This window comes from Fulvivirga imtechensis AK7, assembly GCF_000331535.1.
Classification (GTDB): Bacteria; Bacteroidota; Bacteroidia; order Cytophagales; family Cyclobacteriaceae; genus Fulvivirga; species Fulvivirga imtechensis.
Window position 1 is genome coordinate 79,011 of sequence record NZ_AMZN01000043.1, and the last position, 26,921, is coordinate 105,931.

General features: G+C 43.8%; 27 protein-coding genes. 21 read left to right on the plus strand and 6 right to left on the minus strand.

The genetic code is table 11. The features are described 5' to 3' along the window. Positions 1–12 precede the first annotated feature (12 nt). The 14 genes from C900_RS12365 (at position 13) to C900_RS12430 (ending at position 10,077) form a co-directional block, all read left to right on the plus strand. Positions 13–261, plus strand: a complete 249-nt coding sequence (locus C900_RS12365; protein ID WP_009580243.1) for an acyl carrier protein — start codon at positions 13–15, stop codon at positions 259–261. Continuing rightward, complete coding sequence (locus C900_RS12370) at positions 261–1,145, plus strand: lysophospholipid acyltransferase family protein (RefSeq protein WP_009580244.1); 885 nt, start codon at positions 261–263, stop codon at positions 1,143–1,145. The genes C900_RS12365 and C900_RS12370 overlap by 1 nt, the downstream gene beginning before the upstream one ends. Positions 1,146–1,152: 7 nt before the next feature. Then, positions 1,153–1,596, plus strand: coding sequence for a hotdog family protein (locus C900_RS12375; RefSeq protein ID WP_009580245.1), 444 nt, complete (start codon positions 1,153–1,155; stop codon positions 1,594–1,596). After that, entirely contained in the window at positions 1,586–2,005 is a 420-nt protein-coding gene (locus tag C900_RS12380; RefSeq protein WP_009580246.1) for an acyl-CoA thioesterase, read from the plus strand. Before C900_RS12375 ends, C900_RS12380 begins: the two co-directional genes overlap by 11 nt. A 4-nt stretch (positions 2,006–2,009) precedes the next feature. Further along, positions 2,010–3,161, plus strand: a complete 1,152-nt coding sequence (locus tag C900_RS12385) for a beta-ketoacyl synthase N-terminal-like domain-containing protein (RefSeq protein WP_040496661.1) — start codon at positions 2,010–2,012, stop codon at positions 3,159–3,161. Continuing rightward, a complete protein-coding gene (locus tag C900_RS12390) occupies positions 3,158–3,775 on the plus strand; it encodes a beta-ketoacyl-[acyl-carrier-protein] synthase family protein (protein WP_009580252.1) in 618 nt (205 codons plus the stop codon). Before C900_RS12385 ends, C900_RS12390 begins: the two co-directional genes overlap by 4 nt. Continuing rightward, entirely contained in the window at positions 3,776–4,030 is a 255-nt protein-coding gene (locus tag C900_RS12395) for a phosphopantetheine-binding protein (RefSeq protein ID WP_009580253.1), read from the plus strand. It begins immediately after the preceding gene. A gap of 2 nt (positions 4,031–4,032) precedes the next feature. After that, positions 4,033–5,229 (plus strand): beta-ketoacyl-[acyl-carrier-protein] synthase family protein, encoded by a 1,197-nt coding sequence (locus C900_RS12400; protein ID WP_009580254.1) that lies wholly within the window; start codon positions 4,033–4,035, stop codon positions 5,227–5,229. Continuing rightward, the gene (locus tag C900_RS12405) at positions 5,226–6,254 is read left to right on the plus strand and encodes a beta-ketoacyl synthase chain length factor (protein ID WP_009580255.1); all 1,029 of its coding nucleotides are present in this window, start codon (positions 5,226–5,228) and stop codon (positions 6,252–6,254) included. Before C900_RS12400 ends, C900_RS12405 begins: the two co-directional genes overlap by 4 nt. Further along, positions 6,242–7,030, plus strand: coding sequence for a polysaccharide deacetylase family protein (locus tag C900_RS12410; protein WP_009580257.1), 789 nt, complete (start codon positions 6,242–6,244; stop codon positions 7,028–7,030). The genes C900_RS12405 and C900_RS12410 overlap by 13 nt, the downstream gene beginning before the upstream one ends. A gap of 263 nt (positions 7,031–7,293) precedes the next feature. Beyond that, a complete protein-coding gene (gene lolA2, locus C900_RS12415; protein ID WP_009580259.1) occupies positions 7,294–7,932 on the plus strand; it encodes a flexirubin biosynthesis/transport protein LolA2 in 639 nt (212 codons plus the stop codon). Next, positions 7,910–8,521 (plus strand): hypothetical protein, encoded by a 612-nt coding sequence (locus C900_RS12420; protein ID WP_040496663.1) that lies wholly within the window; start codon positions 7,910–7,912, stop codon positions 8,519–8,521. Before lolA2 ends, C900_RS12420 begins: the two co-directional genes overlap by 23 nt. A 3-nt stretch (positions 8,522–8,524) precedes the next feature. Beyond that, the gene (locus C900_RS12425) at positions 8,525–8,902 is read left to right on the plus strand and encodes an ApeI family dehydratase (protein WP_009580263.1); all 378 of its coding nucleotides are present in this window, start codon (positions 8,525–8,527) and stop codon (positions 8,900–8,902) included. Between the two features lie 2 nt (positions 8,903–8,904). Continuing rightward, a complete protein-coding gene (locus C900_RS12430; protein WP_009580265.1) occupies positions 8,905–10,077 on the plus strand; it encodes a DUF2062 domain-containing protein in 1,173 nt (390 codons plus the stop codon). A 382-nt stretch (positions 10,078–10,459) separates the two neighbouring features. Here the strand turns inward: C900_RS12430 and C900_RS12435 are convergent, their stop codons facing one another. From C900_RS12435 to C900_RS12450, 4 genes are all read right to left on the minus strand, one after another. Beyond that, the gene (locus C900_RS12435) at positions 10,460–11,029 is read right to left on the minus strand and encodes a DUF4142 domain-containing protein (RefSeq protein ID WP_157494006.1); all 570 of its coding nucleotides are present in this window, start codon (positions 11,027–11,029) and stop codon (positions 10,460–10,462) included. 401 nt (positions 11,030–11,430) lie between these two features. Beyond that, complete coding sequence (locus tag C900_RS12440) at positions 11,431–12,183, minus strand: LytR/AlgR family response regulator transcription factor (RefSeq protein WP_009580269.1); 753 nt, start codon at positions 12,181–12,183, stop codon at positions 11,431–11,433. Further along, complete coding sequence (locus tag C900_RS12445; protein ID WP_040496665.1) at positions 12,180–14,177, minus strand: tetratricopeptide repeat-containing sensor histidine kinase; 1,998 nt, start codon at positions 14,175–14,177, stop codon at positions 12,180–12,182. The genes C900_RS12440 and C900_RS12445 overlap by 4 nt, the downstream gene beginning before the upstream one ends. A gap of 7 nt (positions 14,178–14,184) precedes the next feature. Then, a complete protein-coding gene (locus C900_RS12450) occupies positions 14,185–15,369 on the minus strand; it encodes a histidine kinase (RefSeq protein WP_009580271.1) in 1,185 nt (394 codons plus the stop codon). Positions 15,370–15,778: 409 nt separating this feature from the next. Between C900_RS12450 and C900_RS12455 the strand changes: the two genes are divergently transcribed. Genes C900_RS12455 through C900_RS28405 form a run of 3 tightly spaced genes read left to right on the plus strand, consistent with a single transcriptional unit; the run spans position 15,779 to position 19,289 of the window. Then, the gene (locus C900_RS12455; RefSeq protein ID WP_009580273.1) at positions 15,779–16,564 is read left to right on the plus strand and encodes an MBL fold metallo-hydrolase; all 786 of its coding nucleotides are present in this window, start codon (positions 15,779–15,781) and stop codon (positions 16,562–16,564) included. Positions 16,565–16,585: 21 nt separating this feature from the next. Beyond that, positions 16,586–18,064 carry an SUMF1/EgtB/PvdO family nonheme iron enzyme gene (locus tag C900_RS12460; RefSeq protein WP_009580274.1) on the plus strand — a complete coding sequence of 493 codons (1,479 nt, stop codon included), beginning with the start codon at positions 16,586–16,588 and terminating at the stop codon, positions 18,062–18,064. A gap of 55 nt (positions 18,065–18,119) precedes the next feature. After that, positions 18,120–19,289, plus strand: a complete 1,170-nt coding sequence (locus tag C900_RS28405) for a T9SS type A sorting domain-containing protein (protein ID WP_051052837.1) — start codon at positions 18,120–18,122, stop codon at positions 19,287–19,289. Positions 19,290–19,299: 10 nt separating this feature from the next. On the opposite strand, the gene C900_RS12470 is transcribed toward C900_RS28405, so the two are convergent. After that, positions 19,300–19,938, minus strand: coding sequence for an SDR family oxidoreductase (locus C900_RS12470; RefSeq protein WP_009580276.1), 639 nt, complete (start codon positions 19,936–19,938; stop codon positions 19,300–19,302). 110 nt (positions 19,939–20,048) lie between these two features. On the opposite strand from C900_RS12470, the gene C900_RS12475 reads away from it, so the two are divergent. The 3 genes from C900_RS12475 to C900_RS12490 all read left to right on the plus strand — a co-directional run bounded on the left by C900_RS12475 (position 20,049) and on the right by C900_RS12490 (position 22,338). Continuing rightward, entirely contained in the window at positions 20,049–20,489 is a 441-nt protein-coding gene (locus C900_RS12475; protein WP_009580277.1) for a MarR family winged helix-turn-helix transcriptional regulator, read from the plus strand. Positions 20,490–20,666: 177 nt separating this feature from the next. Next, complete coding sequence (locus C900_RS12480; RefSeq protein WP_083867489.1) at positions 20,667–21,101, plus strand: nuclear transport factor 2 family protein; 435 nt, start codon at positions 20,667–20,669, stop codon at positions 21,099–21,101. 478 nt (positions 21,102–21,579) lie between these two features. Beyond that, positions 21,580–22,338, plus strand: coding sequence for an SDR family NAD(P)-dependent oxidoreductase (locus tag C900_RS12490; RefSeq protein ID WP_009580280.1), 759 nt, complete (start codon positions 21,580–21,582; stop codon positions 22,336–22,338). A 961-nt stretch (positions 22,339–23,299) separates the two neighbouring features. On the opposite strand, the gene C900_RS12495 is transcribed toward C900_RS12490, so the two are convergent. Further along, the gene (locus tag C900_RS12495; protein ID WP_051052838.1) at positions 23,300–23,875 is read right to left on the minus strand and encodes a CAP domain-containing protein; all 576 of its coding nucleotides are present in this window, start codon (positions 23,873–23,875) and stop codon (positions 23,300–23,302) included. A 140-nt stretch (positions 23,876–24,015) separates the two neighbouring features. Between C900_RS12495 and C900_RS12500 the strand changes: the two genes are divergently transcribed. After that, positions 24,016–26,244, plus strand: a complete 2,229-nt coding sequence (locus tag C900_RS12500) for an NADP-dependent isocitrate dehydrogenase (protein ID WP_009580283.1) — start codon at positions 24,016–24,018, stop codon at positions 26,242–26,244. Positions 26,245–26,921 lie beyond the last annotated feature (677 nt).

A 26,921-nucleotide genomic window follows, 5' to 3' on the forward strand; every position in this document is an offset into this window, starting at 1 on the left:
GTATACTGGGAGATGAACAAAGAAGAAATTATAACTAAAATAAATGGTTTTTTAGTAGATGAGTTTGAGGTAGAGGAAGAGTTGATAGAGCCACAGGCAGATCTGAAGGAAACGCTCGACCTCGACAGCCTGGACTATGTTGACCTGGTAGTAGAAATTGAGAGTAATTTCGGGTTTAAGGTAAGTCCTGAAGATTTTACCGAGATCAAAACCTTTCAGGACTTCTACGATTATGTGATCCAGAAAGTTGAAGCTCAATAATGTCATCCTGGAAAGGCAAAACCAGAGGGGGGCTTTTAGGGTATAAGATCTTTATTTATGTATTGAACAAGCTGGGGCTGAATGCTGCTTATGCCCTTTTGAGGGTAGTGTCAGCTTACTTTGTCGTATCAGCGCCAAAAGCCACAGCAAGTATTTATCGTTATTTCCGCCAGATATGGCACTATAGCCGTTGGAGATCCCTTCGCTCAGTATTTAAAAATTATTACGTATTTGGTCAAACGCTCATCGATAAAATAGCTATTGGCTCGGGCGCAGTTCGCAACTTTGAATACACAACGGAAGGTGTGGAGCACCTCAAAACGTTAAAGGATACAGGTGGTATCATCATCAGCGCCCATCTGGGCAACTGGGAAATAGCCGGTTTGATGCTCGATAGGATCGATTTGACCACCAACATCCTGATCTTCGAGGCGGAGCATGAAAAAATAAAGCAGTACCTTGAAAACGTGATGAGCGACCGGAAAGTGAACATTATTCCTATAAAGCAAGACCTTTCCCATATTTTTAAGATCAATATGGCTATCCGTAACAAGGAAATAGTATGTATGCACGGTGATCGATTTACCGATGGTAGCCGTGTGGCAGAGAAAATGTTTATGGGGCAAAATGCATACTTTCCCCTGGGCCCTTTTGCCATTGTTAGCAAACTTAAAGTACCCTATTCTTTTGCTTATGCATTACGGGGTAAGAAGAGGAAGTACGAACTTTCAGCCACACCTATACAGACTGATTCAGGCACAGCTCATGAGGTGCTGGATGATTATGTCTTGAACCTGGAAGAAAAGCTAAAGCAATACCCGCTTCAGTGGTTCAACTATTACGACTTCTGGAGTAACGATGTGCGGGGCGCCATAATAGAATAGTATGAACATGAACCCAATAAAACAAGGAGACGACCTGTTGCAGTACATTCCACAACGACACCCGTTTGTAATGGTTACCGCTTTATATCAACATGAAGACAAAGAAGTGGTTTCCGGGCTGACGATAGAAGAAAGAAATGTACTCGTTAATAATGGCCTGTTGCAAGAGGGGGGATTAATTGAAAATATGGCTCAGACTGCTGCACTGTATGCAGGACTAAAAGCTGCTGAAGCAGGAAAAAACGCTCCAGTAGGCTTTATTGCAGGTATTAAGCATGTGTTGATCGAGGAGTTGCCAGCAGTGGGGCAATCGATCCATACCAAAGTGGCAATTGTAGATGAAGTAATGGATATTCAAATAGCACAAGCTGCCGTGTATGGTGAAGATGACCGGATGTTAGCGAAATGTGAATTAAGAATTTTTATAAAAAAGGAAGAAAATGCTGGTTGATAAGGCAGAGATCAAAGTACGGTTCAGTGAGGTTGACAGCATGGGCATTCTTTGGCATGGCCACTATATCAAATACTTTGAAGATGGAAGAGAGAGCTTCGGCCGAAATTTTAACCTGGGTTATTTTGATGTATATGATCAAGGATACCTTATCCCTATAGTGAAAATAGATTGCAGTTTTAAAAAACCAATTCAATATAAGGACGAAGTAGCGATCGAGACAACATTCATCGATACCCCTGCTGCAAAAATTATTTTTGAATATAAATTGTATAGTAAACAGTCAGGAGATGTGTATGCTACCGGTAGGTCAGAACAGGTTTTTCTGGACAAAAACCGACAGTTGTACCTGACTGTGCCTGATTTTTTTGCTCAGTGGAAACAACACTGGGGTATCGTAAATAGTTGAACACGTGGAAATCTTTAACATAGCTGACCATTTGATTAGTCCTCTCGGTTGTAGCGCCGGGCAGAACTTTGCTATGTTAAAAAAATCGAGGACTGGAATCAGCAAGATCACTGACGATAGCCTTTGCCCGCAAACTTTTTACGGAGCAGGTTATGAAACCCATACCGTTGAGCAGCAGGTTGTATTTGAGGGCTGTGAGAAATATACTTTTCTGGAACGCCTGTTTATCTATTCCATAGACGCGGTACTCAAAGCAGTTGGAGACATCGACAAACAGCGAACAGTTCTGGTGTTGTCCACTACAAAAGGCAACATTGGTTTGCTCAATGAAAGGAAAGCTAAAAAGTATGAGGGAAACCGGATCGAGCTACCGGTAATGGCAAGGGTTGTCAATGACTATTTTGAAATGCCTCATCGGCCCGTGGTAGTATCCAATGCCTGCATTTCCGGTGTTTCGGCCATACTCACTGCGCAGAAGTTGATCAGGCTTGGGTTGTATGACCATGCCATTGTTACCGGGGGGGATCTGCTGACGGAGTTTGTGCTCACCGGGTTTCAGTCGTTCATGGCGATCAGCGATGCGCCCTGCCGACCCTATGATGTTGCAAGAAAAGGCATCACACTCGGAGAGGCCTGTGCAACCATGTTTTTGACGAATAATCCCGGTTTGGTAGCAAAAACGGAGGCCTTTGCCCGTGTAGCAGGTGGAGGACAAGCCAACGATGCCAACCACATTTCCGGCCCGTCACGCACCGGCCGGGGATTAAGAATGGCCGTAAGCAAAGCTTTGGAGGGCGCGAAACTTCAACCCGGGGATATCGATTACATCAGCGGACATGGAACTGCCACGCTTTATAACGATGAAATGGAGGCTGTGGCATTTAACCACCTCAATATGCAGGATACTCCCCTGAACAGCCTGAAGGGTTACTTTGGTCATACCCTCGGAGCCGCAGGAATCGTGGAGTCGATAATTACCATCAGGCAACTCAACGAGGGTGTGTTGCTGGGTTCTCACGGATATGCAGAACACGGAGTGACACAGCCATTAAACGTGCTGGCAGAGAATCAGGAAAGTCCAAATCTTCGATACGGACTTAAGACCATTTCAGGGTTTGGCGGCTGTAACGGAGCAGTAATTTTTGAAAAGGCATGAACCTGGAAATAATAACCGATACCACCATCACCTCATCAGCCATTTATAAGGATGGAACGTTGTTCCTTGCCAATGAAGAGCATTTGCCATTTGCTCAATATTGCAGGAAAGCATACCAGCTCATGGAGGCTTCATATCCCAAATTTTTCAAGATGGACAATTTATGTAAATTGTCGTTTTTAACTGCCGAGCTGTTGTTAACAGAGAACATTGGTGGAGCGCTTAATGGTGAAAAGACCGCTATTATTCTTGGAAACAGGTCTTCATCGATCATATCTGATCAGAAGCATTATGAATCGTATGTGGAAAGAGAAAATTCTTTTCCCAGCCCCGCGGTGTTCGTTTATACCTTGCCTAACATCATGCTGGGGGAACTGTGCATTCGTCATCAGATTACAGGGGAAAGCTCTTGCTTTATGATGGAAGATATGGATGCAGCTTTTTTGTTTCATTATGTGCAGGATCTGTTGCTAAATGAAGGGTATGAGCATTGTATTACCGGGTGGGTGGATTTTTCACCCACTGAATATGGTGCCGAATTGTATTTAATAGGAAAAAGAGATAAGGGCGAGGTAAAGCGTCCTTTTGGCATAAATTTTAATCAAAAAGTATAGATGAGAAATCTACAGGAAAAATTAAAGGGGGAGATCATAGAACTGCTGAACCTGGAGGATCTTCAACCGGAGGACATAGGCAATGACGAGCCCCTTTTCGGCTCGGGAGTAGGGCTTGACTCCATTGACGCACTTGAGCTGATCGTGTTGCTGGAAAGAGAGTACGGGGTAAAGATCGAAAACCCTGAAGAAGGCCGCGAGGTATTCAATTCTATTAACACAATTGCCGCGTTCATAGAAAAGAACAGGAAATAAATATGAGCCACAGGGTTTTTGTCAGCGGCTATGGCATTGTCTCTGCCCTGGGCTTTGGGGCAGAAGCTAACCTGAATGCATTAAAACAGCAGGTTACCGGTATTGCTCCGCCTCAATTCCTGAAGACGAAACATTGCACATTGCCTGTAGGAGAAGTGAAGGCTTCCAATGAATCATTGGCAGAAATGGCTGGTGTCTCAGACAAAAAGCCGGTATCGAGAACGGTTTTACTTGGCCTGATAGCAGCAAGGGAAGCAGTTGAAAAGGCCGGGTTAGACGAAGGTCAGCTAAGGACTTCGGGCCTCATCAGTGGGACTACCGTGGGTGGTATGGATATTTCGGAACACGCTTATCAGTCGCTTCAAAAAGGTGAGCGAGTTGATTATACAAAATCATTCAGCGGTCATGATTGCGGGCACTCTACACAGGCCATTGCTACAGGGCTGAGGCTGTCGGGCGCGTTGTCTACCATCAGCACAGCTTGCTCGTCATCAGCCAACACCATCATGCAGGCAGCCAGACTGATCAAAGCCGGACAAGTAGAGCGGGTGATTGCCGGGGGAACCGATGCGTTGTCTTTGTTTACTCTTAATGGATTCAATTCATTGAAGATCCTGGATGCTGAACTGTGCAAGCCCTTTGACGAGCATCGCCAGGGACTGAATCTTGGAGAGGGCGCGGCATACCTGGTGCTGGAATCGGAAGCAGCGCTTAATGCCAGAGGTGGAGTGGCTTATGCAGAAGTAACCGGCTATGGCAATGCGAATGATGCCTACCATCAGACAGCCTCATCACCAGAGGGTAAAGGCGCTTTTCTGGCGATAAAAAAAGCTTTTGAAATTGCCGGCAAGACAGATCTGACCATTGACTATGTGAATGCCCATGGTACGGGAACAGCCAATAATGACCTTTCGGAAAGCAACGCGTTGAAAATGATCTTTAACGATCAGGTGCCGGCTTTAAGTTCTACTAAATCATATACAGGCCACACATTGGGCGCTGCAGGGGCCGTGGAGGCCGTTTTTTCGGTGTTAGCCATACTTGGACAACACGTTTATGGCAACTATAACCTTTCATTGCCAATGTCTGATGGCCTGGAGCCGGAAAGAAACTTCAGAAGCATAAAAATCGATCATGTGCTTTCCAACTCCTTTGGTTTTGGAGGAAACTGTTCATCACTTATATTTTCGAAGGTATGAAGGGATATATTTCAGGAACAGCAGCCATCACGCCACAGCATACTTTTGATACTGGCCGATACCTGGAGGAGTGGGTCGATCATCAGACAAGCTACCTGTCCGCTACAGAGCCTGCATATCGCGAGATCATAGACCCAAAGCTACTGCGCAGGATGAGTCGCATTATAAAAATGAGCGTGGCTTCCGCGTACAAAGCCATGCAAATGGCAAAGGTGGAGATACCCGGAGCCGTGATCGTGGGCACGGGCCTGGGGTGTGTTCAGGATACCGAAAAATTTCTAAAGGAGATCATTGATAATGAAGAAGGCATCCTTTCTCCGACAGCATTTATCCAGTCTACACACAATACCATCGCAGGGCAGATAGCGCTAATGCTACAGTGCCCTAATCACAACTTTACGTTCTCCAACAGGGGGCATTCCTTTGAAAATGCGCTGGAAGATGCACTGTTGCAGTTGCAAGAGGGTGTAGAGCATGTGTTGGTAGGTGGCGCAGATGAGATCACGCCTATAGTACACGAACTCATGGGGAGCATACGATGCGTAAGTATAAATCAAGAGGATCAGTTATCGGTACTAGGCGAAGGTGCTGCATTTTTTATCCTGACAAAAGATCAAAACGAACAAAGCTTTGCAGCCATAGAAGATACTGTCGCCTTCAATAACCCATTGGTAGATGATGTACGGGGAAAAGTGGTGCAGTTTCTCGACCGCAACGAGCTCGCATCGGCCGATATCGATCTTGTGCTTATGGGGCATAATGGTGTTGCGGATGGGTTTTTTGATGCCATGGGCGACCTGATGAAGGAAAATGCCATAGCACAGTTTAAAAATATTTCAGGAGAATCTTTTACCGCGTCCGCTTACGGCCACCACCTGGCGGCAGTAATGCTTCAAAAGCAGCAGGTGTTTCAAAATACATTGGTTTCAGGTAAATTTGGAGGGTCTTTAGATCGTATTTTACTGTATAACCATTATAAAGGCGTTAATCATACGCTGACCTTGCTCTCGAAATGTCCTTCATAATTATCCGTAACAGTTTTGTTGTGCTGCTGCTTTCGCTGTTGGTAGCAGATTATTTTTTGGAAATACATTGGGCGTTCTATATCCTGTTGGTCGTGCCATTCTTAATTTTTGTGGTAATAGCCTCGTCAGTGATGAAGTTTAACATTTTCGTACCTGCCTTTACAGAGCCTCTCGATCCTGGACGAAAAGTTGCTTTTACCTTTGATGATGGTCCTGCTCCTGGTACTAATGCGGTACTGGATATACTAAAGAAATATCAGGTCAAAGCCAGCTTTTTCTGCATTGGCAACAATATTGAGAAGCATCCCGAAATATTGAAACGAATAGTAGCTGAGGGCCATGTAGTGGGCAACCATTCCTGGTCACATAGCAATATTTTTTCGCTGTTCGGGAATAAGACGATAGTAAACGAGATCGAGCGAACTAACCGGCTCATCACGGCAATAACTGGTTTGGCGTGCAATTTGTTTCGACCACCATACGGAGTGGTTAACCCGCCCATTGCCTGGGCTGTAGGGCAGACAGGTATGAAGGTGATAGGCTGGAACTTACGCTCATTTGATACAAGTACCCATGATCCTGAAAAGGTGATCAGGCGTATCAAAAAGCGCATGAGACGGGGATCTGTGATTTTGCTTCATGACGACAGGCAGCATACAGCAATGATACTCGAAGCTGTACTCGCCTATGCCAAAGAGCAAAATTATGAATGTGTCGATGTAAACACGATCTTTGCAGGTGACTTGGTACCGTCATTGCGAGGAGGCGTTAACTGACGATAGGAAGGTGACGCTGACGTGGCAATCCCCTGATCGAGATCGTGCATTTATTTGGGGACGTCATTCTCCTTATAGGTGCTCCACAGGAGGCGTTTGAAACAAGTATAGTGGCTTGTTATATATTGAAGAAATTGTCATTCCGAGGTACGAGGAATCTTACTAAGTACTGTGGCAGAACTTTTAAGCTTAGTAAGATCCTTCCTTCGTCAGGATGACGCGAATTAAAAGTGCTTACAGCTTGCAGCTTAAAGCTTGAAAAAATGAAGAACAAATACTACATACTATTCATCCTCATCATCCCGCTGCTGGCGCTCACAGCACAGGACGATAAGCTCGTGCAAATGCAAAATATTGACGCCTTCAAGAAAAATATTTCTGAGGTAGCAGAAAAAACCACCTCTATCCAGACCTCCTTTGTGCAGGAAAAATACCTGGGCATTCTTTCCGAAAGCATTGAGTCGAAAGGAAAGATGCTGTTTAAAAAGCCAAACCTGTTGAAATGGTCTTACACAGTGCCTTATGAGTACACCATTGTACTCAACGGCAAAGAAGTGCTGATCAACGATGAAGGGAATGTCAACTCTTTTGATATGAGTTCGAGCAAAGCCTTTACTGAGATTAACGACCTGATCGTAAGTACTGTGCAGGGCAATGTGCTTCAGGAAAAAAGGTTTAATATTGAGTATTTCCAGAGTGATAACCGCTATCTGGTGAAGCTTTTGCCAAAGGAAGCTCATTTCAAGAAGCATATTGAGGAAATTCACGTGTTTTTTGATAAGAATGATTACACTGTGGCGCAGATCAGACTCAACGAGGCGGGTGGAGACTACACACTGATCAATTTTTTTGATAAAACGATGAATGCACCTGTTGCAAATGAAGAATTTCAGATCCGTTAGAATACCCATTTTCCTGGTTGCATTCTTCATTTTCGGCAATGCAGTAGCGCAAAGCGACAGCAACGGGATGCTGCCGTCATCGTTTCTTACCGCAGCGGGAGGTAGCCTCGTGTACGATGTCAGCCTCGACTACAAAGAGCAGCATATCAGCGGGTTGCTGGTGGCCAAAGAGGAGGAACACGGCTATCATGTAGTGCTGTTGTCCAAGCTGGGGCTCAAGGTGATGGAGTTTATGCTAACCCCGGACGGACTGAACTGGATCAAGACCTTTGACCGGCTGGACAAAAGAATGATCAAAAAGGCTCTGCACCAGGATTTCAGTGTGCTGTACCTGATGCCACTGCACAACCCGGAAAAGGTCAGGTTGAAAAAAAATAACAAAGTAAAAATAAAGAAGTGCATAAAATTACAGGTACAGCTTTCAGATGACCATAAACGGGTGATAAAAGCTGAGACCAAAAATTTTATCAACTTCTTCAAGACCAAAGTCATTTTCTATTATATCAATGATGATGATATTCCCGATGAAATATGTCTGACCCGGAATAACGTGAAAATGAAAATATATATGAATCTGTTAAAGCGTTAGCGCATGTTAAAAGATAGTTTGTATACCATAGGCAATATTCAGGAAAAAGGTGACGGGGAGTACTTTGTAGCTGTTCAACTGAATGAAAGCCATCCTGTTTTTGAAGGTCACTTTCCGGGGCAGCCGGTATTGCCTGGGGTTTGCCTGCTGGAGATGTTGAAGGACATGGTAAACGAAGTGAAAAATGGCACTTACAGGATGCACGAATCTTCTATGATCAAATATCTTCAGATGGTAAATCCGAAGGAAAATAGCACGTTAGCCTTTCAGTTTACACTCTCGCCAGCAGAAAGTGGCTTTAGGGTGACTGCCAGCTCCACATTGGCTGACGGAGCGACTAACTTTAAGTTCAAAGGAAGTTTTATTCCGGCCCAACCTTAGCAATGGACTATCACCGGCTGTTCAAATCACTCAAATGTTGCGTTGTTATACCCACCTATAACAATGAAGGCACTCTTGCGACTGTTATCAACGATGTACTGGCGTATACCGATGACATCATTGTGGTGAATGACGGAGCCACTGACAACACAAGAGAAATACTGACATCTTTCGGTGACCGTATTCAGGTGACCACACACGAGGTAAACCAGGGCAAAGGACGGGCACTGCGCAACGCATTCAAATATGCACTTCAGAAGGGCTATGACTACGCCATTACCATCGACAGTGATGGGCAGCATTTTGCTTCCGACCTGCCTCTGTTTCTACAGGAAATTGAAGAAAACCCCGGCACACTGGTAATTGGCGCAAGGAATATGAGCCAGGAAAATGTGCCTGGCAAAAGCAGCTTCGGCAATAAATTCTCCAACTTCTGGTACCAGGTAGAGACAGGCATCAAGCTGGACGATACACAGTCCGGCTACCGGCTTTATCCTATTTCCAGGATGCGAAAGATCCGCTACCTCACCGGCAGGTTTGAATTTGAGGTAGAAGTGATCGTAAAGGCCGCCTGGAAAGGTATACCTGTCAAAAACATCCCGATCAAGGTACACTACGAGCCCGGGAAAAAACGCATTACTCACTTCCGTCCGTTTGTAGATTTCACCCGCATCAGCATCCTGAACACCTATTTGGTGACACTTGCTTTGTGGTACTATATTCCCTTCCGGTTTATCAAATCACTTACCAGGGAAAATATCAGAAACTTTATCCGTCAAAACCTGCTCAACCCCGAGGAATCTGTAAAAAGGAAGGCTTTTTCCATCGGCTTTGGTGTTTTTATGGGCATTTTCCCTGTCTGGGGCTACCAACTCATCACCGGCCTGACCTTATCGCACTTCATGAAGCTCAACAAAACCCTTTTTGTAGTGGCCGCCCACATCAGCATCCCACCTATGATCCCGTTCATCATCTACGGCAGCTACAAACTTGGAGCCCTGCTCGTCACTCACCCGCGCAACGACCTCCTCTTCCACGCAGGCATCAGTTTCGATACCATCAAGGCGAATCTTTTCCAATACGTCCTGGGCGCAATAGCCCTCGCAGCTATCGCGGGCCTGATCGCTATGGTATTGACGTTTCTGTATTTTGCGGTGAGGAGGGTGAGGAAGTGATGGGTTTTTCGGTGATCGGTAATCGGTATCGATGTGTCACTTTTTGTGTTGGTCGCGAGTCGTTGGTTTTTTTGCCCCTATCACGCACCAGTCCCCGGACCTGGGCCTGTCCCGGCTGCTGTCGGGATTCCGGGGCCCCGAATTAATGGAAATGAACAGTGGAGAACTAAGTCATCACTTATGGAACTCCACCGGATTGAGAAAAGGATGATGTAAAAAAGGGTAAGAACGAATGGTATCGCTGTAAATATACCCAATATGATCTTTTTATACGAACTCATAGCCTTTACAAGTTGGGTTAAGATCAATTTATAAATATGTCAGGAAGAATACCAGTGGAATTCGGTTTTTGGGCTGAATGAGATGTGTTAGCCCACTTGTCCTATTCAATATCGTCCGCATAGGCTGAAAGTTGGTCTGCATACTCCTCTCTTTCGTTGATCTGAGGGATGGCAACCTGAAGCCATTCACTCAATTGTGCATTTTCTGTGCGGTTAAAAGCTTTTTGGTAATCGGAAATCATTTTGCTTTGGATTTCACCTACTACATTCATGTATTTTTCTGCGAAGTCTTTTCCCCTTGTCTCTTGTAACTTTTCTTTAAATCGAAGTACATTTTCGCCAATTGAGGTAGGCAACACAATCTTTGTGTTAACGGTCATTTGAGTTAACTGTTTATTGATGTTTTCATTAAACTCAACTGAGGTTTTGGCAAATTCTGTAATGGCGGCCGGGATCCCTTCTTTTTCCATTGCTACATGGCCATACTCACGTAGCATCAGACTATGTGTGTATGCCTCAACAATAAAATCAGCGTCCTTTTTCGCATTACCACTCAATGTTTCTTCATTGAGATCTTCTGCTGCACCTTTGGTTTGTTCCTCATTAGTTGGCTGGTTGCAGCTTATTACAAAACAACTTACCAGAAACAAGTTTATCAGTAGTAGTTTCATAGCCATTGAATTAGTGGTGATTGTAATTAAAACCCGAAATACATGATTTTGTTATCGTAAAAAAAAGAGAAGTTGTCTCTTTTTGGTTTTTGTTTCTTAAATATGGACATCTTCTCTTTATAAAGTGCCTTAAAACGCTCTTAGTGGCGAATGCCCGTATTGGCACGGGTGTTGTTTTACCTTTATCAGGTTTAGGTTGATTTAGAATAGCTGTTTAAGGAATTCGTTTTTTAGTTGGTTTTAAAACGATTACAGCCGAGCCGCCCTCTGGTTAAGGGCGGCTTACTTTTTTTACAGTGTTACACAGTAGCCCTCAGAGAAAAGCTCAAGGGTGGGTAAGAATGTTTAGTAATGTTACTGGGCTTGTGGCCTAAAGCTTAAGGCTTGCGACTATTGAATCCTTAAAGCATAGTCATTCTTTCGAGAAATTCTTCCCGCTTGTTTTGCGAAATACTAACCTGTTTTTCGTTGTTCATGAGAATATAACCTCCGTCAGATTTTACGAAACGTTTCACTTCAAATAAATTGATCAGGTAGCTGTTATGTACCCTCATGAAGTTGTGATCGACAAGAAGGTATTCATACTCTTTTAGATTTTTGCTGACGGTAAGCCTTTTATCAGGCGCTATATAGAAGTTCGTGTAAGAGCCATCAGCCTCGCAAAAGATGATATCCTGCAGGTTAATGAATTCGAGTCCTCCTGAGGTAGCCAGACAGATCTTCTTTTTGTCAGATGGAATGTTGCCGATATTTTTCATGAGCAACTGCAACTGTTGGGTACGCTCCTTGATGTCTTTTCTTTCACGCGCTTTTTCTACAGCATTTTGGAGTTCTTCTATATCTATCGGTTTTAGCAGGTAGTCTATGGAGCTGAATTTGATAGCTTTGATCGCATAATGCTCAAAGGCAGTGGTAAAGATCACCTCAAAATTCAGGTTTTCCAGTTCTTTTAGCACGTCAAATCCTGTACCTGTTTGAAGTTCTATGTCCATAAAAACGAGATCCGGGAAAGACTTTCTAATTGTTTCTACAGCTTCGGATACAGTGCCGCCAAAGCCTACGATATCAATGTTCTCGCAAAATTCCATCAGCAGGTTTTTCAAAGTCTCCCTGCTGTGTTTTTCATCTTCTACTATTACTACACGCAAATTCATGATTCACCATTTATTGGTTGAGGTATATTTATAATTATACGAGTGCCTTCAGGCTCTCCATTATCTCTATATAGATCGGCCACTGTCACAGCGGCCGTTGTATCTTTATTTTTTTCAAGCATTTCCAATCTCTTTTGAGTGACAGACATACCCAATGACTGTTTTTTGTAGCCTTTTTTCTCTTTTATCACCTGTGCTGCCTTTCTGCCAATGCCATTGTCCTCTATAGATACCCGCATTGCATTGTCTGTGGCTTCGAAGGTTACGTTCAATAGTTTATCCTCTTTTGCAGAGGGTAAAAGACCATGTAATATGGCGTTTTCTATATATGGTTGAATAAGCAACAGGGGTATTTCCAGGTTGTAGATATCAAGACGCTGATCTACTTTGATCTCATATTTAAATTCATTGTCAAACCGGAGTGACTCCAACTCCAGGTAGATTTTGATAAGCTCGATTTCCTCTGCCAAAGTCACCTGTACACCAGTTGAAGTTTCCAATACACTTCTTAGCAGGTTTGAAAATTTGGTCAGGTACTTTAAAGCTGAGGCCTTGTCATTGACAGTAACAAAATGCTGAATCGAGCTGAGTGAGTTGAAAATAAAGTGAGGGTTCATTTGCGCACGGAGCATGCGTTTTTCGAGTGTCTCATTCATTTCCTCTATATGTTGCTTTTGTGACACGATCACAGCGTTTTTTGATTTAAGTAATTCATTATGTCTGAGGCGGTGTCTGTATCGCTGATAGAGTAGCAACAGGGTAAACAACAATAGCGCTGAAGAAGCCTTAAGCATGAATTTCCATTTCTTATCAAGTAGCGCTTTTTCATTCAGGTAAGTCAGTTCCAACTCTTGTTTTGCCAGTTCCTGATCTTTTTTGTAGACATCAAACATCGTTTGTTGAGTCTTAAATTCTTTGGTTTTATTTTGATTGAACAGGCTGTCCTGGTAGGCCTTGAAATCTTTATAGTATTTCAGTGCAGTGGTGTTATCCTGCTTTTGCTCGAATATATGTGAAAGGACTTCATAAGCTTCTCCAATTTGTAAAAAGCTACCCAGGCTCTTTGAAAGATCAAGCATTTTTAGTGCATATTCCAGGGCCAGGTCGGTCTGTCTCTGAGCAACGTAAGTTTTCGATAAGTTATACAGAATATCGGCTTTAGCTTGATTGAGACGAACTTTTTCTGCTTCATGCAATGCGTCCAACAGTATTTTTTCAGCCTCCTTATACCTCTTCGTTTTTCTGTAGGCGTTTCCAATATTATTCATTACTATCAGCTCGGCTTCCTTTTTGTCTACTTTTCTATCCATTTCAAGGGCTATGAAGTAATAGTGCAGAGCGCTGTCATAGTTGTTGGCTTTGGCGAGAATAACTCCTATGCTGTTATATATGTTTGACATGACCGGCCGCCCAGCTTTAGTATAGTTTTTTAAAGACTCCCGGAGGAGTGTCAAAGCTTTGTCAGGTTCGTCCATCATATCGTGTAGCACAGCGATGCTAAATTGATTATCAGCAATCTTTAACGGGTCTTGAAGGGAATCGGCAAGCGCCATAGCCTTGTTATACCATTCATAACTTCTGGGGTAGTCACCCAATCTTTTATAAACAATACCAAGGCTGTTATACTGGTTAAACACAAGGTCCGGGATGTTTGACTCCCGTGCCTTTGCGAGTGCTTTTTCAAAATGTATAATAGCTTGTGGATATTCTCCTTCCATTCCATAAGTAACTCCGGCACCTGCATAAGCTGCTACCATGCCTCTGGCGTAGCCGTGGTGTTGTGATTCTTCGAGTGCACGTTGGTAGAAGTACCTGGCAGTATCAAAATTCCTGGAGCGATAGTACACTCCCAATTTTAGCATTGCAGCTATCCTAATAGAATCAGACCCGGTAGTTGCAATAATATTTTCTAAACTATCGACTACCCCCGTTTGTCCCTGGCAGTAGATGGAGGAGAACAAAGCCAAAACGGCCGGTAGTAGAAGCTTTCTCATGGTCTGATTAAAATAAATTGGGCATAGTCAGGGAAACAACCCTTCCCTGAACCTGACCGTAGCTATTTCTTATGTCTCTGATATTTCTGGTTATATTATATTGCCGCACTTCATTAAGCAGGTCTACATGGTCGATCCACTGTGCTATTCGTTCACGATACTCCGGCTCATGGTCACTATAAAATTCATTATTCTTAGTTCGCATGGATACCTCCAGGTCTACGAGCTCGTTTCTGATGTCAAACTTTACACTCAGGTCGCTATTGCCCTTATTTTGTGATATCATATGCTCAATGATATTCTCCACAAGGCTCTGTACCAGAAATGTTGGAATATTAGCCCTTTCTACACCTTTATTAGTGTCCACATCAATTGTATATTCAAACCGCCCCTCGTATCTCAACTTCTGCAATTTAAGATACCACTTCAACATATTTACTTCATCGGCCACCCCGATTGTTTCATTTTCCAGGTTATTAAGATAATGGCGTATCAGTCTGCTAAATAGAGTCAAATAAGTAAGTGCAGGTTTTTTTTCATTGGTAATGATAAAATGCTGAATGGCATTGAGGGCATTAAAAACAAAGTGCGGATTCATTTGGGCATGTAGCGCTTTTATTTTTATCTCATCCATTTTGCGCTGAGCCATAAGCACCTTTTGTTCTTCCTCCCTCGCCTTTTCTTCGCTTCGTACCCTGCCAATTTTTACCGCCGCAATGGAGGCTATGGCAGTAAGTATCCTGAGGTGTTGATCTGTGAAGTATCCTTTTTCTGGATGTTCGCAGTCAATAACTCCAATTACATTTCCATCTTCAAGTTTTATGGGTACCGTTATCTCCGAAAGCCTGGCTTCGTCATCTAAAATGTACCTGCTGTCTTTTGTAGTATCTTTTACTATTTCCGCTATACCGGTTTGGGCAACGGTGCCTGTTATCCCCTGCCCAACCGGAATATCTATGGGTTGATAAATATCGTAGCTCTTTGGATTCTTTGATCCATAGGCAGCTTTTTGTATAAGCTTTGTGCACTTTTTATCTAACATGTAGATAACAGCATCGACAAACCCAAGCTTTGAGATACAATTTTTAGCCAGATCCCATAGGATCTCCTCTTCTGTATTTTTTCCCAGAATGGATGTGGAAAAATAGATCAACACCTCTTCAAGCTCATCAAATGATAATCTCTTTGTCAATAGGGTAGCAGGTTTTTCTTGCACAATATATAAATTATAAAAAATTGCTTAAGGATAAAACAACAATTGCTTAAACAATCTTTGTTCATGATCCTAATATAGTTTGCTACTTAATAATATACCCACCGATTTGATAAAATGACCTTTTCAATTGACGGGATGTGATTTTCGATTGTTTTCACGATGAGATCCACTACGGCTACAAAACAAAAATCTCTATGGCAGCGAAGGTTTGAAGTTGGCCATTGGACCAAATCAGATGCCCGTCAATTGAAATCCCCCATTGATCAATTGGATTAACAAACCTGTCAAATGGTTTTAAATCATTAACCTACAGTAGGTTAGATTTGAAGTTGCATAAGTATTATTTCATCATTTATGCCGGATCTATGCTGGTAAGCTTAAGAATATGACGACTGTATATAACATCAACTGTGGCAACATCAATGCGCATTTACCTTATGATCTGGTTTGCCATTGCCTGCTGTTGAAGGATAAGAATGGTATAGCCTTGGTTGATGCGGGCATGGGGTATGTAGATGCCGCCGGATCAGAAAGCGGGACTAGATGGTTTGCCAATAAATACGGTCGAAGATTCAATCGTGATGAGACCGCCCTTGCGAAATTAAAAAAGCTGGGGATCCGTGCTAAAGATGTGCAACATGTTATCCTGACACATATGGACCCTGACCATATTGGGGGTCTAGCCGATTTTCCCCGGTTGACGTTACACGTTTCTTCAGAGGAATACGCTCATTTCCAAACAGGAAATGACAGATACCTGGGCGATCAATTAGATCCGAATCATTCCGTAAAAACTTATGCTCAATCCGAAGAAAGATGGTTCGGGCTGGAGGCGAGGAGGATAAATGTGCAGTTTGAATCGGATATTTTCCTGATACCGCTTTTTGGCCATACAATGGGGCATTGTGGTGTAGCGATCAGCCAGGATGATAAATGGCTTTTGCACATAGGTGATGCCTATTATCTAAAAGCGGAACTTGAGGAGTTAGAAGGTAACTCCGAAAGCCTGGCTCTTATTCACCCTGAAGACGAAGAGCAACGTATCAGAAGTCTTGAAGTGATCAGACGCCTGATAAAAGACTACCACGATCAGATTGAGATCATAAGTTATCATGATCCTCGCGACCTGCCTTATACCAGGCAGTATGTGAGACACCCCGATTCTAATTAGCTGAACCTAAAATATCAAACGATGAAAAACTTCTTCCTTACAATGCTCTTATTACTGGCCTGCCTGTTGGCGCAAGCCAATAATATCACGGTAAGTAATGTATCACTCACCGGCCAAAACACGGTAAGTGGTTATACGCTTATCCAATTTGACCTCAGTTGGGAGAACTCCTGGAGACTTAGCACCGGTCCTGCCAACTGGGATGCTGCATGGGTGTTTATTAAATTTCGTGTTGGTGGCGGTGACTGGCAGCACGGCTCCATTAATTATGCAGACGGCACTGCAGCCAATGACGGACATACTGAACCAGTCGGATGCACCATAAGCACGCCATCTGATCGCGTGGGAACCTTTATCTATAGAAACACTGATGGCAGTGGTACTGCAAACTTTACCGGAATACAACTTCGATGGAATTATGGTGATAATGGAGTAGCAGATGACGACATGGTAGATGTTAAAGTATTTGCCATAGAGATGGTTTATGTGCCCCAAGGGAGCTTCTACCTGGGAGGTGCCGCAGGAGGAACTGAAACTAACAGATTTTATGGCAGCGGGGATCCTGATCAGCCATACCTCGTGAGTGGTATAGGTTCAATAACTGTGGGTACAGGTGCAGGGCAGTTATACTATGACGACAATGGTTCTGGAGGAGATCAGACTGGTCCGATCAGCTTGTTTTTTCCAAAAGGATATAATGCCTTTTATTGTATGAAATATGAAGTGAGCCAGGAGCAGTGGATCGCCTATTTTAATACATTGACCAGTGCCCAGAAGCAGAATTTTGACATAACCGGGGCTTCAAGGAAAAATAGCGACAGCGAAGTAAATGGAAATGGCATAGCCTGGACTTCCGGAAATGCCACAACCACACGGGCGGATTACCCCGTTAATTATGTGAATTTTCAATATCTCCACAGCTACCTGGATTGGGCCGGATTGAGGCCTATGACGGAGTTGGAATATGAAAAAGCCTGTCGTGGTCCTTTATACCCGGTAATTGGTGAGTATGCCTGGGGTACTTCTAACCTTCATGCTACCGACTATACCATTCAAAATGAAGGAAGCTCGTCCTCGGTAATTACTGACATGGGGGAGCTCATTGGCAATGCCTGGTATCAAAGTACCAGTGCCAATGGCAGTGGCCCCACCAGATGCGGAATATTTGCCGCCAGTTCGGTAAACCATACACGTGAAGAAACGGGAGGCAGTTATTACGGTATTATGGAGCTGACCGGTAACCTGTTTGAATTTGTTGTGAGTATAGGTTCTTCCGGGGGAAGGGGCTTTCAGGGGCTGCATGGAAATGGCGTGCTTGCCGCAGATGGCTCAGGAAATATCAGCGGTTTGAATGAGGCAGCGGGTAACTATGGTATCAGAGGAGGGAGCTTCCCCTATGGGGTCAGTGGGTTTTCTGTTGCTGGCCGGCCATTTGCTATAACTATAGGAGCGACCACCCAATCTACGTTTGGTATTAGGGGAGTGAGAAGTGGTAATTAAAGCTGATAAGAAAGCTCCAAGTGGCTTTAAGAAAATGTTCCCGCTAATTAGCGGGATGAAGCCCCAAAAAGCGGAGTGCATTAGGGAAGAGCATTTTTGGGACACGCTTAACGCAGACATTGGCGTTTTCTTAGATACACTAATTAATGCTGCAATGATCAGGTTACTGCTAAAGCTTGCACTTTTTGTTACAATGGTGCCTTCAGCCATGGGCCAATATTTTGGCGGTGATGGAGATGGATTCTCTGTCCTCGTTCATAATGCTCAACTAGATGGCACCCAATTTAGTGAAATGTTTTCAGGAGGTGCGGGAGACGGCTTTAGTGAGGCTACCTACAATGGGGAGCCCAGCGGCTTTCAATGGACTTCCCTTTATCATGGAGGGCACGGAGACGGGTCTGCAAATAATTTCTACAGTGGCATGATAACGGGTACCACCTTCACCCTAATGTATGCAGGAGGTTCTGGAGATGGTTTTCATCAGGAAGATTTTACCGGAATGATCAATGGAGTCACCGTTGCTTTGATGTTCATGGGTGGTGGCGGTGATGGCTCCGATCAAAAAAATTATAATGGATTTGTGTCAGGATTAACAATTACGGAGATGTATCAGGGAGGTAATGGTGATGGTGGTGGCTCAGAATACCTCCTGGTCTCTCCTTTACCTATTCAGCTTTTATATTTTAAAGCAAAGGGGAAAAATGGTACCGTTGAACTCGAATGGGCAACGGCCTCCGAGGTTAATAATGACTACTTCAGCATCGAGAGGTCACAGGATATGGAGCAGGTAGAAACCGTAGCCGTAATACAGTCCAAAGGCGATCTTTCCGAGGCTGTGAAATATAATGTTATTGATTACCATCCTCTGCCCGGTACATCCTACTATCGGGTAAAGCAGACGGATTATGATGGCACATCAACTGATTCTCCATGGCTTGTTGTTACCACTGATACGGGTAAAGAAGAAATGCAGCTATACCCTAATCCAACAGGAGGGCACTGGGTGAATATAGCGTTACCGGTAGAGCACAAAGAGATGGATGAAGTGATTATTAGGATATACACGAAAGAGGGCCATCTTGTGCTGGCCGAAAGTATGGGAAGCCGTGATAGAACAAACGGCACATATTTCATTAGTTTTAATGACCGATTGTCTCCCGGTATTTATCTGGTTAAGATCACCCTGCGAGGCCGGGACTTTTCCCAAAGGTTAGTGATCAATTGAGTTTGGTTGGCTACAGCGATGCCAGCGCCTCTGCAATGCTCGTGTTTCCGTTGATAATTTCAAAAGTCTTATTTCTTACCTGGGCGTGATCCAGCGATGCCACCAGCACCTGTGCTACATCTTCGCGGGTGATTTTACCCTGATGGTCGAGCTTTTCACGAGCGTCAATCTTTCCAAGATGGTCATCATGTGTTAATCCTCCCGGTCGTACAATAGCATAGTTGAGACCACTGGCTTTTAAATGTTCATCCGCATTATGTTTAGCCTCCAGGTAATGCCTGATCTTTTCATGGCTGTCAGGGTCATCAGCACCCATGGAACTGAGCATTACAAATTTTTTTATCCCTTGCTTCTCTGCTTCATCAATAAGCTTTTTAGCTCCTTCCTGATCCACAGAAATGGTTTTATCAGGGCCGGTTTGCGATCCGGAACCTGCTGCAAATATAATTTTGTCGATTCCCTCCAAAACATGGGAGACATCACCTTCAAGGTCTGCCAGCCGGTAGGCTATGCCCATAGACTCGAATTTAGGTACCTGAGATTCATCCCTTATCATTGCCACAGGGTCATATTGGCCATGATTTTTGAGGAGTAGCACTATTTTAGTGCCTGTATGGCCATTCGCTCCTACAACTAACACTTTTTCCATGATTTTTTATTTAAATAACAAGGGACAGGAAATTGTGGTTACAAAAAATCAGATCTTGTTTAGATTTTTATTTTGAAATTTCTATATTCGTTGATATATCAATTAATAATATGGAAGACGTAGATGCACTGATAGAAGACGTATACGTTTTTAAGCTCGTGAGGGCAGCCCAGGCATTTAAGCAGTATGCGCATGAGGTAATGATCGGGCAGGGGATAGACCTGACCAGCGACCAGTGGATAGTATTAAAAAAAGTTAGCGAAAATCCAGGTATCAACCAACGTGAGCTGGCCTCCGGTATTTTTAAGGATCCGGCATCAGTAACCCGCATCCTGGATGGATTAGTTAAAAAGGAGTTGGTTGAAAAGAGACAGGGAAAAGATCGCAGAATATACAATATTCACCTCGCCTTTAAGGGTAAGAAACTTGTGGAAAAGACATTGAGTCTGGCCGTGATCATTCGAAAAAAAGGATTGGAAGGGTTGACCAGAGAGGATCAGCGGGCGTTTAAAAAAGCTCTGGACACAGTTTTCAATAATTTCAGAGGGTAAAAATTTTTTTATCTAATCAATTGATATATCAATAATTGTAATATCAACTATTAATCTGATACAAGTCGAAATGATCCAGAGTAACAGTCGTGAGTCCATGCACTTCGCAATTCTGACTTCAGTCTTCGGCTTCGAGCTATCTCAATACTCAATACTAATATCTCAATACTAAATAATATGAAACACCTATTATTCTTAACGTTCATGCTTTCGGCAGTTATGCCGGAGGTTAAATCACAATCAAATATGGAAAAGCAAAATGTAGAAAATGTTGTCAGACGCTTCATTCATGGGGCAGATGCACGTGATATTCGGCAGGTGGATGCTGTCTTGAATGTCAATTTCAGAGCAGTGATCAACCGGTTGTTTGGTGGCGAAGATCTTAGCATTATGACAAAGGATCTTTATCTGGATCTCTTAAAAAATGGTAAAATAGGCGGAGATCAGAGGCAAATTGAATTTTTGATGACCGATATAGTTGGTAACTATGCAGTGGTAAAAGCAAAATTCAAAGGAAAAGAATTGCTTTTTACCAATTATATTTTGCTGATAAGAACCATTGACAATGAATGGCTTATGGTTACTGATCTTCCTCACGTTGAGAAACCGTAAATAGTGTCTATAAGAAAACTCTAAGTGACTTTAAGAAATGAAGTGCCGAAAAGCGGAACGTACTGAGGTACGTGAGCATTTTTGGGACAAGCATAACGCATACATTGGCGTTTTCTTAGAGCCACTAAATATCTGGTAAATGGATTCCCGTGGCAGTATGGCTGTACGGGAGCCTGTTTTTATTTTTATCAGTTTGCATTACTACCGTTTGACAGCAATACCCGCCACTTTAAACGGAAACATTAGAATAGCGCCAACTAGTTTAAAAATACCACCAATTGCAAATCCCAATAATTGAAACGGGAGCAGTATCAGCCATATAAATAGGGCCAGCAGTGCCAGAGGCCAGCATAATACCAGCAGGATGAACCAAAGAAGAAGGGCTGTAAAGAATCTCATAACCCTTTTTACGTCAATAATTTAAAAAAGTTATGGGCAGGTGTTTACAAATAAGGGTTGTGAATGTTAATTTAGATGCATGCAAATCGATATGTCGAATAAGGTGGCGCTGGTGACCGGCGCCAGTCGTGGTATTGGTAAGGCTATTTCAGAGGTACTTGGCGATTCCGGTGCTACCATTGCCATCCATTGCAATAGCAACATCATGGCCGCTGAAGAGTTAGCCTCAAAAATTGGCCATAATTCCAAAGCATTTCAGGCAGACCTTTCCGACATGAAGGCGGTGTCGCGGCTTTTTCACGAGGTATTTTCTCATTTCGGACAGTTAGATGTATTGGTTAACAATGCTGGGATCGCCATTAGCTCAGACATCGATATGGCCAATGAGCAATGGGTCGGAGATTGGGAGAAAACCATGGCTGTAAACCTTACGGCTCCGGCACTTTTGTGTAAGCTAACCCTACCTCATTTCATTCTGCAAAAAGATGGTATCATTATCAATATTAGTTCCAGAGCGGCACACCGTGGTGATACGGCTGATTATATGGCATATGCTTCATCAAAGGGAGGGCTGGAGGCATTGACAAAAACCATTGCGAGAGCTTACGGAAAGCAGGGGATTACCGCCTTTGGGGTGGCTCCGGGCTTTACCCGCACGGAAATGGCACGGGATTTTATTGACACGTACGGTGAAGACTATGCCACAAAAGATATCGCTCTTGCTGAGATGACAGAGCCCACCGATGTGGCACAGGTGGTTTGCTTCCTCGCCAGTGGCCTGGCTAAACACGCAACCGGGACTACTGTCGATGTCAATGCAGCCAGCTACGTAAGGTAGCTAATTGGTTAATGGTATAGTTGTGAATAGTTAGTGTTTGTAAGAAAACTCTAAGTGGCTTTAAGAAAACGTTCAGGTCAAGGCTTGTGAAGTGCCAAAAAGCGGAGCGTACTGGGGTACGTGAGCATTTTTGGGACGAGCATAACGCAGACATTGGCGTTTTCTTAGAGATACTAGTTAATTGTGCATCAACATTAGAACCAATCGGCAGTAGGCAAGTAGAGTCCCTGTGTAGTTAGTCGCGAGTATTGAATGGGTCAAGCAACATTGAGCGGTAATCAATTTTTCAATAGATGAGTGTCGGAAGTAGTCGCAACACAAAAAAATCCTATGCTAGTCCCCGGACCCCGTTCCCATAGCCGTTAACTTAAGAGAATAACGAGCCCCCAGAGGGGGTAAATCTTTGTAGCCCGGGGTGAAGCCCCGGGTTTAAACGAGAAGTTGAGTGTGCCATAGGAAGGCCCAACCATGGAACACAGGCTTCCTTGGCACACATGGCAGGAATGAGTTCGAAGCATTTACCTTAGTAAGCATGGATGCGCCAAAATAGCCTTCTCATCTTCCCAAGCTTGAATGTGGCGCATAAAAAAATCTAATCCTATCCCGGGGCTTCACCCCGGGCTACCAATATTGCATCCCTACCGGGATGCTTAAGTTAACGGCTATGGGACCCGTTCCGGGGCCCCTGAGAAAAAGGGAGCTAACAAGAGTAGACCGTTCCATAAGCTATAGAAATCCAAAGAGTGTGGATTTTTTTCTTCGCCATGCTATCGGTTGGGTCGGGTTACTTCTGCAGTAGTTCTTCGCAGCGGAGCCCGGGAACCGGATCTGGGACTGGTACGGTTTTGCAGGAAGTTGGAAGTCCGAAATTCGAAGAAACACCCAAACATCAAACATCAAACAAAATAAAAAGCCCCGGAAGCGCATTGATTCCATCAAACATCAAACCATTAATCATTAACTACCTACCCGGGCACTTTTTTATCTTAGAATCATCTTTCAGCGTTCCGAACCAGACAACGGCATATTCTTTATAAATACCAATGCCAACCCCCTGCCATTCGACCTGTTTCCACATACCTGAGTTAATTAATAAAGGATTGTGGCTGGGGCTTTTTTGCCACCCCTGGAGTCCTTCTTGAGCACTGGCACCCGCAGAGCTGTAGTAGGCTATTTCATATCCGGGTCCATCATACCCGGCTATTTCTCTAGGCTTATTCCACATACACTGTGCTTCTTTATGGTCGTTGGTATAGCAACAAGAGCTCCAAAAGCCATTTTTTGACCAACTGTGGGGGTTACATTCATTGTTGGGGTCAAAATTGTAATAGTCAGCCAGGTCTTTGGCATGGACCTGAGCCACCTTCGTAAGCTTGGCCGAAAAAGGAATGGGGACAAGCTTTTTCTTTTTCCTGTACTCATTGATCAACTCATACAATGTTTGCTCTTCCGTACTAAGACATACGTCTGTATCTGAAGAAGTATCTGTGGGGGCGAAAAAGAGCGCCCAAAAAGTTAAAAACAGTATCTGAACCATAGATGAAAAATAACTAAAATATTTAAACGATAAAAAGCCACCTCTGTTATAAATAGTTCCATTTATAACAGTGCAAGCTTCAATTGCAAGTTGAATTTTGTAAATTCGCAACCTCCAGAGAATAAGAAATTAACAAAGTCATGACAGAAAAAACACCCAAGATTCTTTATACCATAACCGATGAGGCCCCAGCGTTGGCTACTCATTCATTTCTCCCAATTGTTAAAGCTTTTACTGATTCAGCAGGGGTGACTGTTGAAACCAGGGATATCTCCCTGGCAGGAAGGATTATCGCCAGCTTTCCCGAAAATCTTGCCGAGAGCCAAAGGATATCTGATGATTTAACTGAGTTAGGTGAAATAGCTAAAACTCCCGGAGCAAACATCATTAAGCTGCCCAACATCAGCGCCTCAATTCCTCAAATGAAGGCGGCCATTAAAGAATTGCAAAGCAAAGGATATAACATACCGGACTATCAGGAAGACCCGAAGAACGAAGCCGAAAAGGCCGCTAAGGCAAAATATGACAAGATCAAAGGTAGCGCAGTCAACCCGGTATTGCGAGAAGGCAACTCTGACCGCAGAGCGCCAAAGGCAGTAAAGGAATACGCTAAAAAGAACCCACACTCTATGGGGAAATGGAGTGCAGATTCCAAATCGCACGTATCCAGCATGAAAGAGGGTGATTTCTATGGCAGTGAGAAATCTGTTACAGTTAGCCAGGAAGATAGTGTTAAAATTGAATTTGTTGGTAAAGATGGTAAGACAACTGTCCTAAAGGAAAAAGTTGCTTTGCAGGCTGGAGAAGTTATTGATGCGGCAGTAATGAGCAAAAGTGCTTTGAGAAAATTTCTGGAAGAGCAAAAAGAAGATGCGAAAAGGAAGGGTGTTTTATTCTCCCTTCATATGAAAGCCACAATGATGAAGGTATCAGACCCTATTATCTTTGGACATGCCGTTACCGTATTCTTTGCCCCTGTTTTTGAAAAGCACAGTGAAACATTAAAAAGTGTTGGGGTTGACCCTAACAACGGTTTTGGGGACCTGGTTGCGGGAATACAGAAATTGCCTGAAGGAAAAAGGAAAGAAGTGGAGGCAGATATCCAGACCTGTTTTGAAAATGGCCCTGATCTGGCAATGGTGAACTCTGATAAAGGGATAACCAATCTTCATGTGCCTAGCGATGTGATCATAGATGCTTCCATGCCTGCTATGATCCGTACTTCCGGCCAGATGTGGAATGCTCAGGGAAAACCACAAGACACAAAGGCAGTCATCCCTGATCGTTGCTATGCCGGAGTATATCAGGAAACAATAGATTTTTGTAAGCAAAATGGCGCTTTCGATCCGTCTACCATGGGTAGTGTCTCCAACGTGGGACTAATGGCCCAAAAGGCAGAAGAATACGGTTCTCATGATAAAACTTTCGAAGTACCAGGTAATGGTACGGTAAGAGTGGTTGACGCATCGGGCAATACGCTGTTGGAGCATCCTGTGGAAGAAGGTGACATATGGAGAATGTGTCAAACAAAAGACGCCCCAATTCAGGATTGGGTAAAATTGGCTGTGAACCGGGCCAAAGCAACAGGAACGCCAGCAGTATTTTGGTTGGACAGCAACAGGGCACATGACGTGCAATTGATCGATAAAGTGAATAGGTACCTCAACGATTATGACACAAGTGGCCTGGAAATCCACATTATGTCACCTGTTGAGGCCACGCGCTTCTCTTTGGAGCGTATAAAACAAGGAAAAGATACCATTTCTGTAACCGGCAACGTGCTACGTGATTATCTGACAGATTTGTTCCCTATCCTTGAACTCGGAACAAGCGCTAAGATGCTTTCTGTCGTGCCCCTGATGAATGGTGGAGGTTTGTTTGAAACTGGGGCAGGAGGCTCAGCTCCGAAGCACGTAGAGCAGTTTTTAGAAGAAGGGCACCTCAGATGGGATTCCCTGGGTGAATTTCTGGCGCTTGCCGTTTCTTTGGAGCATCTGGGTGATACCTTTAATAACGAAAGAGCCAGGGTGCTGGCAGATACTTTAGATCAGGCCACAGGCAAGTTCCTGGACAACGGAAAATCTCCTTCACGAAAAGTAAATGAACTTGACAACCGGGGAAGTCATTACTACCTGGCATTGTATTGGGCACAGGCTTTAGCTGCTCAGGACAAGGACGCACAGTTAAGAGATATTTTTACCAAAGTGGCTAAAGAGTTGGCCGAAAACGAATCAAAAATTATTGATGAGCTCAATGCTGCTCAGGGAAGCCAGATAGATATCGGTGGGTACTACAAACCTGATGAAGAAAAGGTTTCCAATGCCATGCGCCCGAGCCCGACTTTGAATAAAATAATTGAATCCATTTAAGGATTCCTAGTCGTTTTGATGACTAGTACCACTCGTGCCATCACCATGCCTCCGGGCAGAAAGTGATGGCACGTTTTTTTATATAAACTCAAACTATAAACTAAAAGCATCAAACAGTTTAGAACCAGTCGGCAACAGGCTAATTAGTGTTTGTAAGAAAACTCTAAGTGGCTTTAAAAAAACGTTCCCGCAGGGCGGGACGAAGTCCCAAAAAGCGGAGCGTACTGAAGTACGAGAGCATTTTTGGGACAAGCGTAACGCAGACATTGACATTTTCTTAGAGACACTAGTTAGTTAGTCGTGAGTATTGAGTGGGTGAAGTAAACATTGATCGGTAATCAATTTTTCAATAGATGAGAACTATTCTCCTTCCGGGAGGAGACACAAAGGTGGGTATGGCAGTCGGAAGTAGTCGCAACACAAAAAAATCCTATGCTAGTCCCCGGACCCCGTTCCGGGGCCCCTGAGAAAGGGGAGCTAACCAGAGTAGGCCTGTTCCATAAGCTATAGAAATCCAAAGAGTGCGGATTTTTTTCTTCGCCATACTATCGGTTGGGTTGTCGGGTTACTTCTGTAGTAGTTCTTCACAGCGAGGCCCCGGAACCGGGTCCGGGGACTGGTACGGTTTGCAGGAATAGAGTCCTGAGTACCTGGTCGTGAGTCTTGAGGCTTGAGTT